Source organism: Pelovirga sp. C15f, from assembly GCF_057178085.1.
The window spans coordinates 1,077,090-1,099,983 of sequence record NZ_JBXUCV010000001.1 but is presented as its reverse complement, the minus strand read 5'-3'; the positions used below and the strand labels follow the sequence as shown (position 1 = coordinate 1,099,983).

The 22,894-nt window shown below is 54.1% G+C and carries 16 protein-coding genes and 1 riboswitch; of the genes, 3 read left to right on the top strand and 13 right to left on the bottom strand.

Going from position 1 to position 22,894, the window contains the following annotated elements; genetic code table 11:
* Window positions 1–13 precede the first annotated feature (13 nt).
* From AC1931_RS05050 to leuC, 13 genes are all read right to left on the bottom strand, one after another.
* Window positions 14–733, bottom strand: coding sequence for a hypothetical protein (locus tag AC1931_RS05050; protein ID WP_483876132.1), 720 nt, complete (start codon window positions 731–733; stop codon window positions 14–16).
* The gene (locus AC1931_RS05045; RefSeq protein ID WP_483876131.1) at window positions 730–1,311 is read right to left on the bottom strand and encodes a type IV pilus inner membrane component PilO; all 582 of its coding nucleotides are present in this window, start codon (window positions 1,309–1,311) and stop codon (window positions 730–732) included. The genes AC1931_RS05050 and AC1931_RS05045 overlap by 4 nt, the downstream gene beginning before the upstream one ends.
* Window positions 1,311–1,865, bottom strand: coding sequence for a PilN domain-containing protein (locus AC1931_RS05040; RefSeq protein WP_483876130.1), 555 nt, complete (start codon window positions 1,863–1,865; stop codon window positions 1,311–1,313). Before AC1931_RS05040 ends, AC1931_RS05045 begins: the two co-directional genes overlap by 1 nt.
* Window positions 1,862–2,791: a type IV pilus biogenesis protein PilM gene (gene pilM, locus AC1931_RS05035; RefSeq protein WP_483876129.1), complete on the bottom strand. Its 930-nt coding sequence runs from the start codon at window positions 2,789–2,791 to the stop codon at window positions 1,862–1,864. Before pilM ends, AC1931_RS05040 begins: the two co-directional genes overlap by 4 nt.
* A gap of 4 nt (window positions 2,792–2,795) precedes the next feature.
* Window positions 2,796–4,526 (bottom strand): GspE/PulE family protein, encoded by a 1,731-nt coding sequence (locus AC1931_RS05030; protein ID WP_483876128.1) that lies wholly within the window; start codon window positions 4,524–4,526, stop codon window positions 2,796–2,798.
* Between the two features lie 4 nt (window positions 4,527–4,530).
* Complete coding sequence (locus tag AC1931_RS05025) at window positions 4,531–5,739, bottom strand: type II secretion system F family protein (RefSeq protein WP_483876127.1); 1,209 nt, start codon at window positions 5,737–5,739, stop codon at window positions 4,531–4,533.
* 459 nt (window positions 5,740–6,198) lie between these two features.
* Window positions 6,199–9,522 (bottom strand): choice-of-anchor O protein, encoded by a 3,324-nt coding sequence (locus AC1931_RS05020; RefSeq protein ID WP_483876126.1) that lies wholly within the window; start codon window positions 9,520–9,522, stop codon window positions 6,199–6,201.
* Window positions 9,523–9,557: 35 nt separating this feature from the next.
* Window positions 9,558–10,175, bottom strand: a complete 618-nt coding sequence (locus AC1931_RS05015) for a PEP-CTERM sorting domain-containing protein (RefSeq protein WP_483876125.1) — start codon at window positions 10,173–10,175, stop codon at window positions 9,558–9,560.
* 74 nt (window positions 10,176–10,249) lie between these two features.
* Complete coding sequence (locus AC1931_RS05010) at window positions 10,250–14,347, bottom strand: choice-of-anchor O protein (RefSeq protein WP_483876124.1); 4,098 nt, start codon at window positions 14,345–14,347, stop codon at window positions 10,250–10,252.
* Between the two features lie 105 nt (window positions 14,348–14,452).
* A riboswitch (cyclic di-GMP riboswitch) is annotated at window positions 14,453–14,539 on the bottom strand.
* Between the two features lie 15 nt (window positions 14,540–14,554).
* Window positions 14,555–14,884, bottom strand: coding sequence for a PilZ domain-containing protein (locus AC1931_RS05005; protein ID WP_483876123.1), 330 nt, complete (start codon window positions 14,882–14,884; stop codon window positions 14,555–14,557).
* A 354-nt stretch (window positions 14,885–15,238) separates the two neighbouring features.
* Window positions 15,239–15,949 (bottom strand): helix-turn-helix transcriptional regulator, encoded by a 711-nt coding sequence (locus tag AC1931_RS05000; RefSeq protein WP_483876122.1) that lies wholly within the window; start codon window positions 15,947–15,949, stop codon window positions 15,239–15,241.
* Window positions 15,950–16,180: 231 nt separating this feature from the next.
* The gene (leuD, locus tag AC1931_RS04995) at window positions 16,181–16,822 is read right to left on the bottom strand and encodes a 3-isopropylmalate dehydratase small subunit (protein ID WP_483876121.1); all 642 of its coding nucleotides are present in this window, start codon (window positions 16,820–16,822) and stop codon (window positions 16,181–16,183) included.
* A complete protein-coding gene (leuC, locus tag AC1931_RS04990) occupies window positions 16,819–18,231 on the bottom strand; it encodes a 3-isopropylmalate dehydratase large subunit (RefSeq protein ID WP_483876120.1) in 1,413 nt (470 codons plus the stop codon). The genes leuD and leuC overlap by 4 nt, the downstream gene beginning before the upstream one ends.
* A 199-nt stretch (window positions 18,232–18,430) precedes the next feature.
* Here leuC and fabI point away from each other — a divergent pair, with 199 nt between their 5' ends.
* From fabI to AC1931_RS04975, 3 genes are all read left to right on the top strand, one after another.
* Complete coding sequence (gene fabI / locus AC1931_RS04985) at window positions 18,431–19,198, top strand: enoyl-ACP reductase FabI (protein WP_483876119.1); 768 nt, start codon at window positions 18,431–18,433, stop codon at window positions 19,196–19,198.
* Window positions 19,199–19,267: 69 nt separating this feature from the next.
* Window positions 19,268–20,965, top strand: a complete 1,698-nt coding sequence (gene hflX, locus AC1931_RS04980) for a GTPase HflX (RefSeq protein ID WP_483876118.1) — start codon at window positions 19,268–19,270, stop codon at window positions 20,963–20,965.
* Between the two features lie 27 nt (window positions 20,966–20,992).
* Window positions 20,993–22,627: a LysM peptidoglycan-binding domain-containing protein gene (locus AC1931_RS04975; protein WP_483876117.1), complete on the top strand. Its 1,635-nt coding sequence runs from the start codon at window positions 20,993–20,995 to the stop codon at window positions 22,625–22,627.
* Window positions 22,628–22,894 lie beyond the last annotated feature (267 nt).

Genomic DNA, 22,894 nt, shown 5'->3' with positions numbered 1-22,894 from the left:
GTATTGAAAAGCATCATAATTCAACCTTTTCGCTGTCAGCTCCAGTCGTGGCATCCGGAGTTGGTTGGTCGGTGTTCTCCCCTGGCGGAAGGTCATCGGATTCTTCCGGCGGCAGTTCATATTTTGGGCGTTCTGACTCAAACTTCATATTTGGTAACCGCTGTGATTTTTTCTCTCCCAGCTGCAACACCACCTGCTGACCTGTCTGCCTGCGGGCGATAGTTATTCCCCGGTCGCTGACATTGCGGACAACCAGATCAGCAGCAAACATGTCCCCGGCTTTAACCAGATAGATCTCACCTTGTTTCGATGAAAGAAAGACCGTAGTACCGCTCGCCTTTTCCAGGTGTCCCAGAACTTCCAACGGGGGGATCGGCGGCGGACCAGGTGGCTGAGCTACAGGAATAATCTGTTGTGGGATTACCGCTGGTTTTGGCTTTTTCGGTGACGGGGGGGCAGGCCGCGACTTGACCGGTTTCGGCGGCAGATAGAGAGGGCCAAATAAATTTTTTTGCGGGGTCTGATAGGGATGATCCCCGCCCCCGGAAAAATCAAGATCAGCCATGGCCGCAAAGGATGAAATTGTACCGTCCAGCAGTTGAGACGGCCCTTGACGCGAGGATAACTGGTGCGGCGCAACCCGGCGTTGCTTTGGCATGGCGATCCAGCCATAGGCAACCGCCATCCCAAGGATAACCAACAGCAGGAGGATGATCCGGGAGCGACTGATCATGATGGACCCTCCTGAAAATAGGTCGCCAGTTTAATTCTTAAAGCGACATTATGGTTGCCATTACCCGTGGTTGCAGAGCCCGACAGAGCAATCTGTTCGACCAGCAGAATCCGCCGGGCGTTCTCCAGCAGATGAATAAAATGTTTCACCTGGGCATAGTTGCCCTCAACCGAAAAGCTCAACCCATAGCGCAAGAAACCTGACTCTTTTTCCACTTCGGGTTGGAAATTGATCTGACGAATTTCCAGCCCGGCCTGCTGCGACCAGTCAAACAGATCTCCTAAAAAAATCGAAAAGTCTGATGGTTCAGGGATCAAGCGATTAAATTCTTGCAGATTTTTTTCGAGCCGTTCAGCAACAGAGACAGGTATCCCGCTGTTGTTAAATTCCATCTGACGCTGTCGAACATGTTGCTGCAGCCGGGCCTGCTCTGTTCGTAATGCCAATAAACGCGGTTCGGCAACCCAGTGCTGTGCCACGAACGCGCCCGAAACACAAACCAGCAACCCGATAATCACCATCATTCTGGTGCGATTGTGTTCCCATGCAGCCGCTATCAGAGGAAAATTCCGGTTCATCAGAAGACCCCTTCCAGGCGGATAGAGAAGCTCAAGGCTTTTCGCTTGCCGCCGCGACCATTATCAACCTCAACCTCCCCCAGGTTCTCCAGGTACACCTGCTCGACCTGGGCCGTCTGTAAATTGTCGTGCAGAGCTTGCAGCTCGGTTAATGTCCTTGCAATGCCAAGTATCGACAGGCTGTTCTTGCCATACTCAGGGTCAAAACTGCGCAAACTCACACCATCCGGAAGCAGGTTTTCCATCCGGTCGAACAGTGCCGTCCAGCGAAAGGCATCGCGCTGCAGCAAGGTCTCGGCACGCTGATAGGCCTGTTGTTGTGCGGCCAGTTGTTCAACTGTCAGTCGTTCAGGCAACTTGCCACGCAGTTGTTCCTGCAATGTTTCCAGGTTGGCCAGATGTTGCGTGGTCAACTGCCGGTATTTCAGATACGCGTTTCCCTGCAGCGCCAGCAGCACAAGCAGTAACAGAATAACCCCCGAGAGGATCAACTTCAGGGTCGGCTGATTGAGTAGATATCGTTGACTGGCAAGATTGATCGATATTTTCATCATGCCCTCCGCTCAATCATCCGCTCGGCCACGCCCAGCGCTGCGGCCATACCACGCGCTTCAGCATCCGTAAATGCTGATTGATGACCGTTTATCAGTTTACTCACGGGAGATGGCAGTTGTTGGACCTCCTGATCAAAAGCAGAACTCACAGCTGTAAACAGGTTGTCCTGATCCTGCCAGTCCGAATGCAGAAAGACGTCCATATGGTTGAAGGTCGGTTGTTTATTACGATAGTTCACCAGTGATCGACTGATTTCCTGAAAAACTTTCTGTGGTTCCCGGCTGGTTTCTTTTGCCCGGTGAAATTCCAGAATCCGGTTGACAAACGCCATGATACTCAGCTGACAATCATCAACGCCGACGAGGATAAAATCCTCTCCCAGGTCAACTGTCGTGCGATAGGCGCTATACAGCGCCAGAGAATGAAAATCGATCATTGTGGCGACATAACCGGCTTGTTCAAGCAGGCTCTCGTACTGCGACAGGACATCCTGGTCGATGACTGCCGCAAGAAGGCGTTTGTGGCCCGCTTCATTTTCTTCCAGGACCTGGAAATCCAACGCCACCCGTTTGGGTTGTGCCGGCAATTTATCCTTCAAGTGCCAACGCAGCAGTTCAATTCCTTCGGTTCGATGGTTAAAGGGGGTCTCCAACTCCAGCAGAAAAAGTTGCCCGCTGCGGTCGGGAAGGGACACCGCAATTCGCCTTTCCCGCTTTGCCAAAGGGTCCAATAATTGTTTCAATGCCAAGACGAACTGCTCCGGCGCTAAAACATTCGCGACCTTAAAGGCTGGTTGAATAACCGCATCAGATAAAGCAAGGGTCTGTCCGCCAGCCAACGTAATATTTTTTCCGCCCCGCTGAACCGCGATAGCCCTGAGTTCGTGCTGCCTGATTTCCAATCCCAGATAGGTTCGACGCAGCATGCTTCTACCCTTCGGCAAAGGTGACGCGATCAATCTCGCGAAAAGTGGTTTCCCCGCTGAGAACTTTCTCCAGCGCCGCCTGTCTTAAAAAGATGGTTCCGTCAGCGTGTGCTTGTTTTCTTAACTCTGAAACCGGCGCTTTTGCGGCAATCAGCTCGCGCATGACATCATTCATTTCCAACAATTCAACAATGGCACTGCGGCCGGAATAACCCAGACCATTACACTCTTTACAGCCGGGAGCAGCGTGAAAATCGGCACCGTTGCATTGGTCCGGGGTCAGACCGTAGGATTCTAATAAATCAGGATCGTGGCTTATTGGTTCCTTGCATTGCCGGCACAATGTCCGGATCAGTCGTTGTGCCAGAACACAATTGAGGCAGGAAACAAAATTGTAGGGTTCGATTCCCATGTGCAGAAAACGTCCCAGCACATCGAAGACGTTGTTGGCATGAACGGTGGTGAAAACCAGGTGTCCGGTCAACGCCGACTGCACGGCGATCTGTGCTGTTTCCGGGTCACGAATCTCACCAACCATGATCTTGTCAGGGTCATGACGTAATATTGAGCGCAACCCCCGGGCAAAGGTGAGGCCTTTCTTCTCATTAACCGGAACCTGGACAACCCCATTGACCTGGTATTCAACGGGGTCTTCGATGGTGACAATTTTGTCTTCGACCGAGTTGATTTCGGATAGCGCTGCGTACAATGTGGTGGTTTTGCCGCTACCCGTCGGTCCGGTGACCAGAATCATGCCATAGGGTTCACGGATCCGGGTGCGCATCCGCTTCATTTCGCGCGGAGAAAACCCCAGCGACTCGAAGGTCAGTCCATTCATGTCGGCAGCAATCGATCCCTTATCCAGAATCCGGATGACCGCATCTTCGCCAAAAATGGTCGGCATAATTGACACCCGGAAATCGATCGACCTGTCGCCCATCCGAACCTTGAAACGACCATCCTGCGGGATCCGCCGTTCAGAGATGTCCAGTTCGCTCATGATCTTGATCCGGGAAATAATCGGACTTTGAAACCGGCTATCAATGGTTTCGGTGGCCTGATAGAGAACCCCGTCGACCCGATACTTGATCACCACACCTTCAATGGTTGACTCAATATGGATATCGCTGACGCGTTTTTTTAACGCATCAAATAATGTGGAATCGATCAGGCGGATCACCGGGCTGGTATCGGCGGTCAACTTGTCGATGGATAGAACTTCGTCGCCGTTGTCGGTAACTTTAATCAATTGCAGCTTGAAGTCTTCGGAGGCTTCCCTTAACACCCGCTGGGAACCGGCACCGCGCTCAATCAGACGTTCGATTTGACCTTTTGCGGCAATCTTCAATTCCAGGGCTAAACCGAGTTGTAGTTCCAGTTGGTCAAGGGCGGTTATGTCGGTCGGGTCGGAGATGGCAACGACCAGGGTCTCCCCCCGGCGATTCAAGGGAACAAGATTGTATTTGATCGGCACACCACTTGGCAGGGCGGAAATCAGTTCGGAATCAAGGGTTATGTCGTTCAGATCAATGTATTTATATTCAAACTGGCATGCCAGGGCCTGGGCCAGTTCCGCTTCATTGATCATCCCGGCCTCAACACCGACGACGCCGAATTTTTTTTCACTGAGCTGCTGCTTTTCCAGAATCAGATCAATTTCTGCAGGGGCAATGGCACCCATGTTGGCAAGAATCCGTCCGATCTGTTGTCGTTGATAGATCATTTCTTTACCCATAAAGTTATCCAACGGTTCCAGCTAGTTGGAAAATCGGCACATACATGGCGACAATAATAAATGCGATCATCAAGCCCATGACCATCATCAGGATGGGTTCAATCATTGTGGTCAATCGGGTCAAGCGCTCTTCCACTTCAGTTTCATAATAATCCGCTATATCGCTGAGCATTGTGGTTAAGGACCCGGAAGTTTCACCTACGCTGATCATGCGTAAAGCCAGGGGCGGAAAAAATCCGGTGCGCTTTAACGAATCGGATAGAGATGAGCCTTCCTGAACCCGTTGGATGGCCTGAACCATCTCCTGTTCCAGACTCAGGTTGTTAAGTGTCCCCCGCGACATCTGCATCGCTGGAACCAGAGGGGTTCCGCTGGCCAGGGTTGTGCCCAGGGTTCGGTTGAAACCAGACAGGGCATACTCGGTCTTCAGCCCACCAAGAAAAGGGATGTGTAACAGAAAACGATCAATCCGCAGGCGCCCGCGGAAGCTATGAATTAATGATCTGACCAGCACCACAGCAGCAACCAGAGCAAGGACAATAAGGTACCAGTAGCTACCGATAAGTTCGGAAACGCCAATCAGCGCCCTGGTCATCAGTGGCAACTCAACATTGGCGTCGGCATAAATCTGGGTAAACCGCGGAACCACAAAAAACATGAGAAAAACCACAACAATAACTGCCGCCGAGGTCAGCAGCAGCGGATAAAAAGAGGCGCTGCGGACCTTGGCGCGAAGGGCTTCTACCCGTTTCTGATATTCAAGAAAACGCGATATGGTCTCAGGCAGGTCACCGGTTGTTTCGCCGGCTTTAATGGCAGCGACATACAAGGGTGGGAAGAAACGTGGGAACTTGGAGAACGCTTCAGACAGAGAACTTCCGCCGCGGATCTCCTCACGGATTTCACTGATGATGTCGCGAAAGGTCCCGGCTTCCATCTGCTCGATCTGGGTATCAAAAATCTGCAGGACCGGTAACCCGGAGCGAAGTAAAACCAGCAGCTCCTGATTGAAGGAAAGGAATCTGCGGCCCGTCATTCGAGCTGATTTATGCTGGCCTCCCTGAAAAAGGGCCAGCGCCTGACGTCGAACCTGGAACACGTGAAAACCCTGCTCCTGGAGAGTTTCGCGTAACTGATCCCTGGTCGTCGCTGTGAAGACCTTATCGACAATCCTGCCGTCTGCTGTTCCAATTTTACATTGATAGCTTGGCATCGTCTTAACCTGTACCCTCCGAAAACAACAAAGATACTGATAGTCAAGCTCGTGACCGGGAGAATGGAAAGATTAAGAAAATTCTCCTGCCGGAAAAAACATGGGATTGTGGAAGACCAGATATGAATAATGATAGCAGGCGCAAAGCGTTAAACTATCCCGCCAGATGACCATTTTTTCTAGTTTTATTCGGAAGAAAAAATACGCTGAAAGCATGATAAATGGATGTGCATTGGTGGGCATATCTCATACCTATTTCGTATACGTTTTTGGAGCCATGAAAAACGCCAGAAGGATGTCATGACAGTTGTTTATAAGACACAGAGGGAGGATAGGGATAAAAAAGCCGCCGAACGAGAGTCATTCGGCGGCCTGGATCACATTACAGTTGTCAAGTGGATCAGATGATGATGGTTCTTTGTTGCCGGTACAAGCTTCTTGCGCGACGGCTGTTACGCTTCATGGGGCAGTTTCCTCATCAACGAAAAGCACACGGCGGAACCAGGCATCGGCACCAATTTCTTCGCCATCCTGCCGGTCAAAATCCCACTGGTTCCAGATTGAATAGAAAAACTGGCCGCCGGGGCTGCTGGTAATCGAGGCCTCGCCTGATTCGGCCAGAATACTGCCTTCGAGGGCATCGAACTCGTTGCAGAAGCCTGCCAGCTCAGTGGTGTCCGCTGCGGGCAGACAGCTGGAAAGGTCGGTTTCATCCGCCCATACCAGGTAGTTGTCGCCCCAGTTAACCGCACGGCTGTAGAACAGGTCGAGAGGCTCGGCCTCGCCGGAAGCGACGGTGGTGTTGTCACCGGTCTCGTAGACCATGAAGAACCGTGACGGGTTGCGGTTATCGTCAGCATAATCTGGGGCAGTGAATCCAGGCGGTAGTGACAAGGTACTGACCCATTCCAGCGTGATGCTGCGGGTGGTCGGTGAGTAGCGCGGGTCGAGGATGGTGGTCTGGGTGCCGACCAGCTGCGAGAGGTTACGCGCCTGTTCGAAAGCGCCGGCGCTATAGACAACGCACACCGGGTACTCGGTTGCCGAGCCGGCCGGGCCCATCCACTCGCAGGTGGTGGTGCCGTCGCCGGAATAGGTGATGCCGTCACTATGGGTGAAGCTTGCCGGCAGGGTGCTCCAGGTTTTGCCTCCGTCGAAGGAGCGCCGCGCATAGAGGTTGAAGTTGTCGTGGCCGACGCTGTTGGCCATCCAGTTGGGCGACCAGGCGTACATGGCAAGGATCATGTCGCCGGCCATGAAGCCGCGGTGCCCCTTGGCGACATCGTAGGGGTTGTCCCAGGAGACGTCGTTAAGGTTGCTGTCGTCCGGCGGTTCCTCGCCATAGCCCGGACCGTATTGCTGCCAGGTCCAGATTTTCGGCACCTGGGTGCCGCCGGCAAAATCGTCGAAGTACTCGTTGATCGGGAAGACATCCAGGCAGGTTGCGGCGTCGCCGCATTCGCCCTCAAGGATGGTGTTGCCGGACAGGTTGATTGCCGGTGCCGCGCACAGGCCCTTGACGTAGCGGGGGTTGGAGCCATCGGTAAAGGCCCAGGCCGAAGTGCCGTCGGCATTTTCGCAGACCATGTTGGCGTAGTCGTAGGGGTTGGCCGTGTAATCTACGCCACCTGTGCAGATTTCTTCATCTCTGCAGGTCGACTCGTCGACCTCGCAGGTCTCAACATCTTCACAGGTTTCCACATCCTCGCAGATCTCATCTTCTTCGCAGATCTGGTCGGCATCGGTGGGATTACCGTCAGGATCCAGGTAAGGGTAACATCGCAGCTGGGTGGGATCCCTGCGACATTGACCCGGGTGGTAATTGTAATCGGGATTGGGGAGATTGTCGGTGCACACTGAGTTGATCGTACACACCGTTTCGATCGTGCAGACCGGTTCGGTCGTACAAATCTCGTCGCACACCGTTTCGGTCGTGCAGGTTTCGTCGAGCAACGGCATGACGAAACGCCGTCCCATGATGTCGGCCGGACCACCACGGCGAATGATCCCCTGTTTCCAGAGCTGGAAGGCCACCGTGCCGCTAGCGCCGGCATCGTACCAGTCCTGGGTGATCGGGCTGGGGCGTCGGGCGATCTCGGATTGAAGAAGTGTTGTCTCGAGCCCGGCCTGAACTTCGTATACCGGGTCGGGGTCAATCTGGTAAAAATTGTAACCGAGCTCGGTATATTGCGTCAGAAAACCCTCGGGGTTGGTAAAATCGTCCGGGTAGATCGCTGGCTGGTTAAGCATCAGCCCCTGTGAAACCACTTCGGGGTTGAACATGTCGAAGGTGTGGTACCAGACGTTCTTACCCATGTCGACCTTTTCGATCAGGTCTTCGGAGACCACTTCTTCCTCGCCGTCCTCACCCAGGCCCTTGTTTTCTTCGTAGGCCATGGAGAACCAGGCACTGGTAATCGGGCAGCTGTCCGGATTGAGCTTGTCGAAAGCGCACTCAGCTGAGTAGCCGTGGAGGCTGATCCTGGCCCGTGTGGCAGCGGTATTGCCGCGTAGCAGGCGACCGTCTTCAGTGATACACATGTTGACATCCTGGGTCGGTCCCTCAGGGGTGTCGATGGTGACCTGGACCGAGGAAGCACAGAAGTCAGCTGCGCCGCTTGCGTCAAAGTCGTGGTAACAGTAGGCATCGTCAGAGCTGCCGTCCGCATCCGGCATCACGCACATGGCGTTGTCGCTGAGCCGTACCGGCATGGCGAAGGGGATAGCGGCCATCGGTGTGCCGTCGGCAGTCCAGTCGTATTCCGAGTTGACCGTCCCGTAAGACCCGTCCGCTACCAGGTTGAAGTCATTCCAGGAGATGTAGGAATACCAGGTGTCGGTCTGGTGGTGGGCGATAGCGCCGCTCCAACCTTCGCCGGGGCCTTCGCCTTCGCCGGGGCGGATACCATCCGGGTCTTCCTGCCAGGTGACCACGCAACCGGCACCCTTGACGCAGACCGCTTCAGGCCGATTAGCATCGCGCACCCCGGAAGTCAGCCTCTCGGCCTTGAACCAGGTAAAGGTACTGGTGCCGTTCTCTTCGACCGGTGGGTGGATGACGCCCCGTGCCGTCCAGACGCAGGCAAAGGGGAGTTCGCCGATCAGCGGATAGCCTTCGTCGGCCAGGTCGGAAGAGCGCTGCGAGCCGGGCACGCCGAACAGGTCGCGATCAAGGTAAAGAACGGGGTCGATGCGTTCGTCAGCCGTGAAATGTGCTTCAAGTGCCGACAGTTCCGTATCGGTGATGGCATAGGTTGGATTGCCGCCACCACAATAGCGACTGACCCAGGCGATCAGCACCTTGTTGCCGTCCGAGGCGGCGAAGGTTCGGCCGACGTCACCCGGGTAGGCGACCTTCTTTCGGCCGTTTTTGATCTTGAAAGACGACAGATCAGCTGACTTGGAAAGGTTGGAGCGTTTCCAGGTGTTGCCGTCATCCAGGCTGACTGCGCCATAGGCATCACGCTCGCCATGGCCGGGGAAACCGCCGTATCCTTCTTCGTCGATGCCTTCGACGTGGCCGTCGGTGTAGTGTCCGATCAACGGCCGGGCAAAGGTGCGGTCAGCTTCGGTGTTGTCAGTACCGTCGGCGAGTGGGTAGCTGATGGGCACCAGTTCGCCGGAGGTGTTCTGGGCCGGTACATAGAGGGGTAGCATGCGGATCGCTGCAAACTCTGTCTCCAGATCCGGCGTGGCTGAGACGTTTTTGCGGAACATGGCGCCGTCATCTGCTATAGCCGGCGTGGCGAGGAGTAGTGACAATATCAGAATCAGATAGCGCATGACGTATACTCCTTTTACCTAAAATTTAAAAAGCTTTATCCCTTACGTCGATAAACCACTAACCCGGCGAGGCCGGCACTGAGTAGCAGGAACGTGCCGGGCTCCGGCACCGGGGCCGAACCTGCGGTCACGAAAACCGGGTTGCTGATGCTTGCAGTCGATGCAAACAGGTCATCATATGTTTCCAGAACAAACTCCAATCCCAGCAGGGTAATCCCAGGGTCAAGGTCGCTTAAATCCCATGACAGCACCCCGTTAAATGTCTCTGTAACGTCTATGGAGCCGTAGTCAAGATTATAGAAGCTGCTGTCCGAAGGGATCGGATCTCCCGTTTCGCCATCAAAAAGTATGGCGTAGAAGAGGTCTTCATTGCCTTCTGCAAGCGAAAAATTAAGACAAAAGTCGAGGGATAGAACGTTATCAGGAACGATTAGTCCATCATCCCCTAAAAGGGGATCGTTGGATAAATAACCAGAATAGTAAAAATTTTCATTTAATTGGGCGGAAGAACCATCGTCAGCCACCGTGACGGCAAAATCCGGATCTGCAAAAAAATCGTTTAGATTGATAGGGATGGTAGCGGCAAAGGTCACGCTAGCAAAAAGTAAGAGACAGGCACATGAGACACAAAAAGTAGATATTGATTTCATCATTATTCTCCCGGATAGATATCGGCACCGCCGCAATAGAGCGGCGGTGCCTTCATGATCAACAGCTTTCCATCGAATTATGGCACTACAGGTCTTGCATCATTTGATGGAAATTCAATCGGCATGATACGCCTAAACCAGATGTCGCTGCCCTCGAAGTGCCCCGGGTTCTCAGGATCGACCGGGGGAATCTCCTGCAGCCAGCAACTATAGAAGCGTGAACCGTCAGGGGTCATGCGCAGTTGTACCTCGCCCTGCTCAGGGTCACCCTTAGCCAAATAAGCCCAGCGGGTCACTTCTTCTCCGGCATAATTGCCCGTGCTGTCCGGATTGACCTCCCAGGTGTCCTCGGTCAAGGTCGTGCCCCTGTCCATCGATACAGTGTAGAACAGGTCTTCCGGGGCCTTTTCGACATCCGGGAGGTTGGTCGAGGTGCCGTAGGCCAGGTAGAAGACATCAGGGTTCTGCTTGTCTTCACCAATCCCGGTCCAGACGCCATCAACCTTGATTGTTCCAGGCACTGCGACGATCCGCGGCTCGATCACGCTGATCTTGTTGTTCTTGATCAGCGACACGTTGCGGGCCGGTTCGTAGACTCCCGGTGCATAGCTTGTGACCACTTCATAGTGTTTGGTCGCTTCGCTCGCATCATCCCCGGATTCGGTCAGTTCGGCACCTGAGATGCCCTCAGGGTCGATGAAGATGTCGGTGTGGTTAACAGCGACCTGGGTATCAGGGTCAGTGGTCCAGGTTTCACCACCGTCAAAGGAGCGTCGGATATAGAAGTCATACTTGTCGTGGGCGTTGCGTGATGCGGCCCAGTTGGGGGTATAGGAATAGCCCATGACCACGAAGTCGCCACGGATGGCACCACGGTGAGCGCGGGCATCTTCATACGGGTTTACTCCTGATTTGAGGAGCAGGTTTTCTTCCGATTGTGTCCAGCGACAGACCTTGGTCCCTTCACCCTTGGCATTCTCGTCTCGGTCAGGATTAATCCAGGTCTCGGTTGGGGTTACGGTGCTGAGATTCTGGATGGCCAGTCTGCTGTCCGTGTCGCTGTGTGGAATAAAGTTCTTCGGATCCCACGGGTTGCCTTTGCGAATAACACCTTCCGGGTCCTTGACCACGCAGCGACGGGCCATGATATCGGACGGCCGCCCGGCACCCTCTTCACCTTCCTTGTAAAGAACGATCAACACGGTCCCGGAGTTGTCTGGTTCCTTGAAAGTGACCCCGTCGGCCATGAAACCTCCGAATGCAGCCGCTTTTGATTGCAGAATGAAACGCGGACGTCTGGCATTTTCGTAGGCGAGGATCGGATCACCCTTCCAGTCCGTGAGCTGCGTGCCGGCATCCGGGTTCGGAATCGGAGTATAAGTGCCATCCGGGTTTTGAGTTGATCCCAGGTATTCCGGCTCCACGACGTATAAAGGATTACCGTACTCATCAGTTTCCGGCAGATTGAGGATGGTTCCAGCACTGACCACGTCAGGATTCTGGAAATCAAAACTGTGGTAGATGGCGTTTTTCCCTGAATCCGGGAATTCCTCAAAGGGATCATAGCCGCTACCATCCTGCATCCCTTCACCATCGCTGCTACCGGCATCTTCATCCGGGCCCAGGCCAACCCCTTTGGTTTCCTCATAAGCCATGATGGCCCAGGCGCTTTTGCTGCCGTCGGGTTTAGTGTAGGTCTGCAGAAACAGGTTGGGGCGGGCTGCTCCGGTATTACCGTCCAGGGCTCGGCCATCTGCAGTCACAACAACCGTTTTCAAGTCCCCTTGCTGGTTGGTGAACTGATAGAGGGTTCCCTGCCCTGCACTCCAGCCACTGGTATCGCCATCTTCGTAGTAAATATTGCCGTCCCAATTCCAGAGACCCGGTAGCATATAGCCGTAGCGATGGGAGCCGTCGCTGTCATCTGAACTGGTGTCGGGGTTGAGGACGGGAATGACATTGCCTTCGGCGTCGAGGACCGGCAGGCCGTCGCTGGTCAGCTCAATCCACATGTTGTCAGTGTTGACTACGTCGTTGTCGGAAATCCGGACCGGTAACGACATCGGCACCAAAGCCTTGGGACGTCCGGCAAAATCAATATCATCATGCTCGGGGTCGCCGCCGGCAATAAAGTTGGTGTCAACTTTGGCAAAATCCCACATGGTGACATAACTGTACCAGATGTCGGTTTTGTGATTGGTCGTAGCGCCGCCCCAACCGGGGCCGGGACCTTTGGCTTCACCGGGACGCAGTCCGCCCGGATCTTCCTGCCAGGAGATAGCGAACCCGGCACCGTCAGCACCACCCATAAAGACCTGGTTGGCGTCGCGGCGGGCCGAGGTCAAGCGTTCCGGTTTAAACCAGACGATATCACCGATAAAGCGTCCTCGTCCGGCATTGACATCGGCCTGGGTAGCAATAATTCCACGGGCCACCCAGACGGCGCTGTAGGGCACTTCGCCGACTTCCGGATAGCCCTCGTCGGTGTAGTCCACGGAGCGTTGCGGGCCACTGACACCCCAGATGTCATCAACATAATAGGGGTCGTCATAGGGATAGTCAGGACCACAGGTCTCGTTATCCCCTGAACCGTTACAAACAGTACAGTCTGGTTCATCTTCCGGGCAGACCTGGATCGCGTAGCGGGGTTTGCCGCCTCTGGCAAATTTGCTGGTCCAGGCAATCATGATCTTGTTGCCCTTGACCTGGAAAACGGGTTTTTTGCATTCACCGAAAAACTCTTCACCATTGGCCAGGGTGAACGATGACCGGTCGGCCATCCGCGATATGTTCTTGCGTTTCCAGGTGTTGCCGTCGTCACGAGAGATGGCGGCCCAGACATCATGCGCGCCGTTGCTCCCCTCGATTTCGTCCGTATAAACAATAATCAGCGGTTTTGCCTGGTCAGTAGAACGAATGAAATTGCCTTCTTCATCAAAGTATTCAATGATTTCAGTGGTCGGTTCGGTGTAATCTTCCGGGTTCTCAGGATAGGACTCGCCATAAATCAACGAGGCGTTGGCCCTTAAGGCCGGGAACCAGACGCCCATCACATTCAGCTTTGATTTCGAACTCGCCAGTGAGGGTGACTTAGAAACGTTCTTGCGGAACATGGCCGCGTTCAACGTATCATCCAGATTTTTCTTGGCGTCTTCTGCCGAGACCACCGTCAGGCTCAACCCTTGCATATCACCCTGGTAAGCGGTGTCGAGAATGACCTGGTCGATCTGGTCGCTATCGCTGAAATCGAACTGGTCCAGTTCGAGCCCTTTCATCGCCGTATCCAGGGAGGCAACCACATCATCGGTGACCAGGATGCCGTCTTTGGGATCCCCTTCTACGTCGAGACTCTGCAGCAGGCGAGCCATGTTGATGACCTCGACATTGTCCGTGTCGGCCATTTCAAACAGGTCGAGGGGCGAGACTTTGTGGGTGGCCAGGGTACTGCCGAGCACGTAATCCCCAACCGAGAAGGTCACCGTTTCGCCGGGGAAGTAGTTAAATGCTCCACCTTCGTAGGTGATGCCGTCAAAGGTCGGCGAAGAGACATTTAATCCTTGCACGGGAGAATCGATAAAATGGCCGGTTTTGGGGTGGGCAAGCTGATACTGGAACCACCAGCCGGCACCGACGCCTTCAAAATCCGTCAGGCTTGCTTCATCGATTTCCCCGGTTCGGGTGGCAACCCCTTCGCCGGTATAGGCCCAGGCGGCATGTGTTTCACCCGGATTACCTTCAGCGTCGAGCTTGACCGCACTCAGGTGTACGGCAACGTTTTGCAGGCGCATGTCGGCATAAGGTTCCCCCCAGGAAAAACCGAGATCGTCTGCCAGGTTCAACCTCAACCAATACTCATCATTGATATTGGCGTATGAGTCCTTATAGGTGAATCGACCGGGAATCAGCTTTCCTTTTCGCGTGGCCGGGACAGGTTTATGTCCGACATAGACCTTGACGCTCCTCAGTTCCCAGGAGTCGCTGGGAATAAGCCGTACCCGGAACTCATCCTTGGTGTTCCAGACATTGGCGATGCCGACTACCTCATGAGTCTGGGTGATAAGCGGGGCCTTGATCAGGCCGGGCCCCTGGTAAGCGGCGAAGGCCGGGGACAGGTATAGCAGGATGGCTACAGTAAATGCAGCGAGGCACGTGGCAATTCGTCGAGTGAGCTTCATGGCGTCCTCCTCTGATAGTGTGCTTCCCGATGGGTGGCAGACCCATCGGGAAATCGGTAACAAACCAGTACTGCCAAGCGTCTTTTTTATTCTGCAAAAGAGATCTTCGGCAGCCCGGCTGTCTTCAGAGGAAAACCTGGAAGACCCTCGGCTTTCCGCGCCCTTCTCGCGAAGGGGTTGGCTTTTCGGATTCTTCGGTGGTGGCATTTAACCTATGTGAAAGGGTTTCAGCATCGCGTCTTCATCAAATTGGATAGCCAGGCCCCGTTCGTCGTGGCGGACAATTTCACCCGTGGTCGTTAAGTACAGGTATTTTATGTGATGATCGCTGTCAGTTACTTGCAACAGCAATTCGACCTGGACATGTCTTTCGTAGGAGGCGGGTTCCATGGTGCTGAAATAAGCCCCCTTGCATGAGATGTCTTTTGTCAACAGCAGATGATGATGTTTGCCATTTGCATTGGCGCCTTGACTGATCGTCGCCGGAGCCATCAAGTCAAAGCGTTCAAAAGCTCTCTGCTTGGCATATTTAGGCATTGGGAACCTTCTCCAATTGGCAGAAATATCAGACCTGGAATACCAATTGTCGATAATGATAGCAGGCGCAAAAGGTAAGGCTATCCCGCCGGATGACCATTTTTTCTAGTTTTTTAAAAAAGGAAAAATACTCTGAAAGTATGATAAATAAATTCATCTGAGCCATTTTCTCATACCTGTTTCGTATGAATTTGCGCAGCGCAGCGATACTGATAGCGGCATTAATCACTGCTATCAGGGTGTTTGACTCTGTGTCGAACGTTAGATTTGCGAGGAGTTTGGCCTTGATATGTGCCGGTATGAAAACGGGATTCGTTGAAGTATGACGGCGAAAAGGGGGATGAAAAGGACGTTTTAACTCAAATTTTTGGAAGCCCAGAGGGCGGCCTGCAGGCGGTTTTGAACACCGAGTTTCTTAAGGATGTGGTAGATGTGCGTTTTAACCGTGTGCGGACTGATAAAAAGGGCGGAAGAAATTTCTGTATTGGTGGCGCCGGAGGCAAGCAGCAACACGACCTGCTTTTCCCTTTTTGTCAGCAGATTCGCAGCATGCTTTTCTGCAGGGGCACTACGAGTGCGTCGGCAGACGTATTCCATCAATTCTCCCCTGGAAACCCACATTTCCCCGTTCTTCAGCGCGCAAATACCTCTTAGCATGAACTCAGCCTGATCATTTTCAAAAAAGAAACCGCGCACGCCCAGGTCGATCATTTCAGACAGATCCATCTGGGCGTGGGTCAGGTTGAACAGGGCGACGATATCCTGTTTAAGATAGGGGAGGGCGAGCCGGTGCAGCATCTGCAAAATATCGTCGTTGCTCATGCCGACAGCGTCGACAAAAATCAACCGCCATTCATGGTCGTCGCGGCCGCCAGGTAATGGAACGGTGTCCAGTTTTTCGACGATGGTCCATTTGATCGGCGTTTTGTCACTGATAAAACTGGCCAGAACTTCTACGCTGAAGCGGCGAGAACTGACAATGATCAGCGGATTGTCCTTGACGGTGCACAGGTTGCAATCTGTCTTGCGGTAACGACTCAAAGAACCCCCTGGTGGATCAGTCAACAGAGATCTTTCTGTCCGGTATCCTAAAACGCTGTTTATAATCTTTACATCTCTTATTTTGCCATATATTTCAAATATGTCTATAATTTTAATCGGGAATTGTTAATAGCCAGCCGGTTGCAGGAATATGGGCAGCATACTATGTTTCCTGCGTGGTGCGTATCCGTTCAGCACCGGGTCCGAGTTCCTATGGCAAGGGTTGTCTTTCGTCGTCCATGACCGCTTCTTATATCACTGCCTGAACAACCACGGCGACTGTTGCCGATGCTGCTCTTCAAAAGCATTAATCGCCGATACTTTTTCCAGGGTCAGGGCAATGTCATCCAGTCCACCCAGCAGACAGTGCTTACGGAACGGGTCAATGTCAAAGTTGTACGTGGTTGCCGACGGGGTGGTTATTTTCTGCTGTTCCAGGTCGATCGTCAGTTGATAGCCGGGGGTAGTTTCCACTTCGTGGAACAGCAGGTCCACGGTTTCGCTCGGCAATACGATCGGGAGGATGCCGTTTTTGAAGCAGTTGTTGTAAAAAATATCGGCATAGCTGGGGGCGATGATGACCTGGAAGCCGTAGTCAAGCAGGGCCCAGGGGGCGTGTTCACGCGATGATCCACAGCCGAAGTTGGCACGGGTTAAAAGAATCCTGGCGGCAGTGTAGCGGGGCTGGTTGAGGACAAAATCCGGATTGACCGGGCGTTTGCTGCAATCCATATCGGGTTCACCATGATCGAGATAGCGCCATTCATCGAACAGGAAGGGGCCGAAGCCGGTACGCTTGATTGATTTGAGAAACTGCTTGGGTATGATCGCATCGGTGTCGATATTGGAGCGATCAAGGGGGGCAACCATGCCGGTTAGGGTTTGAAAAGGTTTCATGCCAGCACCTCCAGTTGACGAACATCGATAAAGTGACCGGTCACCGCTGCGGCGGCAGCCATGGCGGGGCTGACCAGGTGGGTGCGGCCCCCTTGTCCCTGGCGACCCTCAAAGTTGCGATTCGAGGTCGATGCGCACCGTTCGCCTGGTTTGAGGCGGTCGTTATTCATGGCCAGACACATGGAACAGCCGGGTTCACGCCATTCAAAACCGGCGTCAATCAGAATCTTGTCGAGGCCTTCAGCTTCCGCCTGCTGCTTGACCAGACCGGAACCGGGGACGATCAGCGCCTGCTTGATGGAGTCGGCGACCTTGCGCCCTTTGACCACGCTGGCAACGGCGCGCAGATCCTCAATGCGACCATTGGTGCAGGACCCGATAAAGATGATATCGGGACGGATTGTTGTCATCGGGGTGCCGGGGGTCAGCCCCATGTAAGTCAAGGCGTTGATCATGCCTTCACGCTTTACCGGGTCGCGCTCGTTTTGTGGGTCGGGCACGCAGGCGTCGATGGTGACCACCATTTCCGGCGAGGTCCCCCAGCTGATCTGGGGTTGCAGATCGCGGGCATCGATGCGGACGACGCGATCAAATTCGGCGTCGGGATCACTGCGCAGCTCCTTCCAGGCTCCGGTCGCCTGCTCCCACAGGGGGCCGGTCGGGGCAAAAGGGCGCCCCTTGATATAGTCGATGGTGGTCTGATCTACGGCGATCAGGCCGGCCCGTGCACCCGCCTCAATGCTCATGTTGCAGATGGTCATGCGCCCTTCCATCGACAGACTGCGGATGGTTGAGCCGCCATACTCGATGGTGTAGCCGGTGCCACCGGCGGTACCGATACGGCCGATAATCGCCAGGACGATATCCTTGGCCGTCAGGGCTGACGGCAGTTCACCATCGACCTCAATCAACATCGATTTGGATTTTTTCTGGATCAGGCACTGGGTTGCCAGCACGTGCTCGACCTCGGAGGTGCCGATACCAAAAGCCAGCGCGCCAAAAGCCCCGTGGGTAGCGGTGTGGGAATCACCACAGACGATGGTCATGCCGGGCAGGGTTGCGCCCTGCTCGGGGCCGATGACGTGAACGATTCCCTGGCGGGGATCATCCATGGCAAAGAGGGTAATGCCGAAATCGCGGCAGTTTTTTTCGAGGGTTTCGATCTGCAGCCGCGAAATCGGGTCACTGATGCCGGCCGCGCGATCTCTGGTCGGTACGTTATGATCGGGCACCGCCAGGTTGGCATCAGTACGCCAGGGAGTGCGTCCGGCCAGGCGCAAACCCTCGAAGGCTTGCGGTGAGGTGACTTCGTGAAGCAATTGGCGGTCAATGTACAGCAGGCTGGTGCCGTTTTTATCGTGACTGACGAGGTGGGCGTCCCAGAGTTTATCGTACAGGGTTTTCGCCATGGATTGTCTCCTTGAGGATGTGTTGGAAATTTACGTGGTTGTTAGTGTATCCGAATCCGTATCCGTAAGGGTAGGGGCGTGATAAAAAAACAACTGATAACTGATATGCTGTTCTTATCATAACTTGCCTTATGATGGTTCTTTTGTTAAAAGTAACGGTTGTGTTGATCAAATTAATTACCCTCTGGGAGATTTGAATATGGGATTGATGTCTGGAAAGCGTGGAATAGTTTTTGGGGTTGCCAATGATAAAAGTATTGCCTGGGGGATTGCCCAGCAGCTTCGGGCTGCGGGTGCTGAACTGGCCTTTACCTATTTGAATGAGGCGTTGGAAAAGCGTGTACGACCGTTGGCCGAAAGTTTGGATTCCACCATTATTCTTCCTTGTGATGTGCAGAATGAAGAAGAGATGGTCGCAGTCTTTAATCATCTGAAACAAGCCTGGGGTACCGTCGATTTTGTTGTTCATGCGGTCGCTTATGCCAATCGCGAGGATTTGAAAAACCCCTTCAGCCAGACCAGCCGTGATGGCTTCCGGTTAGCTCTCGATGTCAGTGCCTATTCGCTGATTTCCATGACCCGTTGCGCCCTGCCGGTGATGACAGCGGGGGGGAGCATTGTTACCATGACCTACCTCGGTTCCGTGCGTTCCGTCCCGGAATACAATGTCATGGGTGTTGCCAAGGCGGCCCTCGAGTCGTCAGTGCGTTATCTGGCGGCTGAATTGGGTGGGAAAGGGATTCGCGTCAACGCCGTTTCTGCCGGTCCGATTAAAACCCTGGCGGCATCAGGTATTGCCAATTTCAAGGAAAAACTGCGGGTAGCAGAAGAACGTTCACCACTGAAAAGACTGGTTACCCAGGAGGATGTCGGCAAGGCAACCCTCTACCTGCTCTCTGACCTTGCCTCGGGGGTGACGGGAGAAATTCATTACGTTGACGCCGGATTCAACTTCAATGCCGGTTAGTCCCTGCGGCTGCCCTGATTCTGCGGTAAAGGCCCCGATCGGGGCCTTTGGTCGTTATGGCGGCCGCCGATGATTGAGGGTAAAACCAGTGGGCTGAAGGCCGGTCAGATCAAAGCGCTGGAACGCATCTACCGGCGCAAGGTTCCGGTCGGCGAGCTGATCAGTGCCGATCTGGCGCGCTATCTCACCGAACTCTCCCGCGACATTGAGCGTCAGATCGGGTTGATTATCGATCGTGCCGGAGTTATCCATCACGTTATTGTCGGCGATGATCGCGAAATTGTTATCCCCGATCTGTCACGTTTTGGTCTTGGGCGTAGCGGTCTGCGCGGCCTGCGTTGTGTCCATACCCACCTCAAGCAGGAACCCCTTAATCAGGACGACATCACTGACCTTGAGCTGTTGCGCCTCGACCTGATGGCGGCAATCGGTGTGCGTGATGATGGCCTGCCGGGTGCATTGATATACGCCCATCTGCTCCCGACCGACGCAAAAGCCCAGATCGAAACGATTCACTTAAGCGATTTTCACCGTCTCAAGCTCGACTTTTCCGCTTTTATCCAGGCCCTTGATCAGGAGATGGAAGGCCTGGTAGCCGAAACCATCGATTTAAGTGATGGCCGCGAACGGGCACTGTTGATCTCCGTTGCCCAGACCGGGCGCGAAGCGGTGGACGCTTCCATGGCAGAGCTCGAAGAGTTAGCCCGCACTGCCAACCTGGTGGTGATCGACCGGGTCATCCAGCGTCCGCGTCAGCTCAACCCGCGCTACCTGGTGGGGTCGGGAAAGTTGCGTGAAATCATCATCCGGGCATTACAGCAGCGTGCCACCCTCCTGGTTTTTGATCAGGATTTAAGCCCGAACCAGATCCGATCTATTTCAGAAATTACCGAGATGAAGGTTATCGATCGAACCCAATTGATTCTCGACATCTTTGCCCGCCGTGCGCAGTCGCGCGACGGTAAGGTGCAGGTCGAACTGGCCCAGCTCAGGTATATTCTGCCGCGCCTGACCGGCAAGGGGACAGCCATGTCTCGTCTGATGGGGGGAATCGGCGGCCGTGGGCCGGGCGAAACCAAGATTGAAATTGATCGCCGGCGGATTCGCGATAAAATCAGGCGCCTGGAAAAGCAGCTGGATGAGCTCGGGCGGGGACGTGTTCAGCGCCGGCAAAAAAGGATTCGCGCCGGTTTGCCGATTGTCTCGATCGTCGGTTACACCAACGCCGGCAAATCGACTTTATTAAATGCATTGACACAAAGTGACGTTTTTACAGAAAATCTATTATTTGCAACTCTCGACACGGCCACCAGGCGGTTGCGTTTCCCCCTGGACCGGGAAGTGATTATTACCGACACGGTTGGTTTTATCCGCGATCTGCCGGAGAGCCTGATCGGTGCTTTCAAGGCGACCCTTGAGGAGCTTGAAGATGCCGATCTGCTGTTGCATCTGGTCGATCTTTCCAACCCTGGTTACCAGCAGCAGATCCGTGCGGTAGAAAAGATTCTCGATGATCTGAATCTGGGCACCAGCAAGTTGTTGCTGGTATTCAACAAAACTGATCAGGTATCTAAAGAAGAGCTCCCGCACATCTGTCGCCGTTTTAATGCCATTCCGGTGTGCGCAATCGATCGCAGCAGTTTTGGCCCCTTGCTGGATGAAATGCAGCGTCGCTTCTGGCCGGAAGAACTGATGATTGCTGACGATGATGATGTAGATGAACAAAACAGCTCTGATCCAACGAAGAACCAGCCCCTGATGCAATAATGGCTGAATTAAGGATGTGATGTGTTGATGTACCGATATCTTTATCTGTTATTTTTTCTTGTTCCTGTGTTGTTCAGCTGCCAGCTGGGTTCAGTGGTGCCCGGACCGGTTGTTGATGTTGAGGTCCAGCACGGCAGGACCGAAACTGATACTGCTGAAGTCGAAATTGCAGAAGCAACGGTTGAGCCCCCTGTCGCTGATCCGCAACTGGTCCATTCGATCCTTGCAGGCCATGAATTCTCCAGCGGTTTATCAGAGTCGCTGGACAATTTTCTCCAGTTCCAGCCGTTGCTCCCCTATGTGGGTGATTTTCCGATGAGCGATCATCCGCGGGTGATGGAGTTTCTGGATCGTTATCAGGGGCGGCAGAAACAGACGTTAACTGCCTGGTTGCAGCGTTCAGGTCGCTATCTTCCCAAGATGCAGCTGGTCTTCGCGAGTGAGGGGGTGCCCCTCGATCTGGCCTACCTGGCGATGATTGAGTCGGGATTCAATGTGCGGGCCTACAGTTGGGCCCATGCTGCCGGGCCCTGGCAGTTTATTGAAAGTACCGGACGAATGTACGGGCTGAAAAATGACTGGTGGCAGGATGATCGCCTTGACCTTGAACACTCAACCCGTGCCGCCGCGAGATTTTTAAAGGATCTGCACAAACGTTTTGATGGTGACTGGTACCTGGCTGTTGCGGCCTATAACGCCGGTCCGGGGCGCGTTTCCCAGGCGATTCGTGCCAGCGACAGTCGCGATTTCTGGGATCTGGCCGATGGCGGGGTACTGCGAACCGAAACCGTCGAATACGTCCCCAAGCTGTTAGCCGCTCTGCATCTGGCCAGCGATCCGCAGGCCTATGGATTTGCCGATCTCGAGTTGGCAGAGCCGATCGATTACGAAGTAGTGGTTGTCGAGACCCAGACCGATCTGGAAATCGTTGCGGAATTAAGCGGTGTCAGTTATCAGAAGGTCAAGGAGCTCAACCCGGCGCTGAAACGCTGGTCGACGCCTCCGGGGGTAAAGAATTATCAGGTGCGGGTGCCGGTGGGAACGGCAGAGCGGTTTAAACAGTTGTATGCCGACCTGCCGGCCGATCAGCGCGTCCGCTACCATCGTCATCAGATCAAGTCCGGTGACACCCTGCTGCTGCTGGCCAAGCGTTATCAGATTCAGGTCGACGATATTATTGCGCTGAACAATATCAGTAATCCGCGTGCCCTGCAGCTTGGTCATGATCTGATTCTACCATTACGGGAAGGGTTCACCCAGCGCCCGGTGGAGTCTCTGACTGACAGCTATGTCCGCAGTCGCCGCCGCAGCTATACTGTGCAGTCGGGCGACAGCCTCTGGTCAATTGCGAGACGTTTCGAGGTCACTGAAAAACAGCTGCGCGTTTGGAACACCCTGGGTTGGAGTAATATGCTGCGACCTGGGCAGGTGCTGCTGGTTTCTCAACCATCAGGCCGCGTAGCCCGAGAGACCGGCGCAGCGCCACAACCGACAGCCGAGGTGATCTATCAGGTTGAGCCCGGTGATACCTTGTGGGGGATTGGCCGCCGCTTCGCTGTCAATACCGACCAGATCCGCCAGTGGAATGATCTGACCCGTGAGCATATTCTGCGCCCCGGCCAGAAACTTACGCTGCTGGTTCCCGCTGGTCGCCAAGGTTGATGAACTAGTTCCTTCCGTTCTGAGCAAGGCATCCTTTTGCACCACCGGGTCGTGGATCCTATGTCAAGGGGCGCGATTGTTACCATAGGGCCAGCCATGGCCGCTCGACTGTCGCCGTCCATGGCGACAGCTATCCTTGACACCGGGCCTCCGACCCGGTGTCAAATTTAGAGCAGGTTAGTTACCTTTTTTTTGACTTTTAGCATCTGGATTGCTATAAGGATTTCGCGGCTTTTTCCGCTGTTTTGTCGCCGTATTTTATCCCCG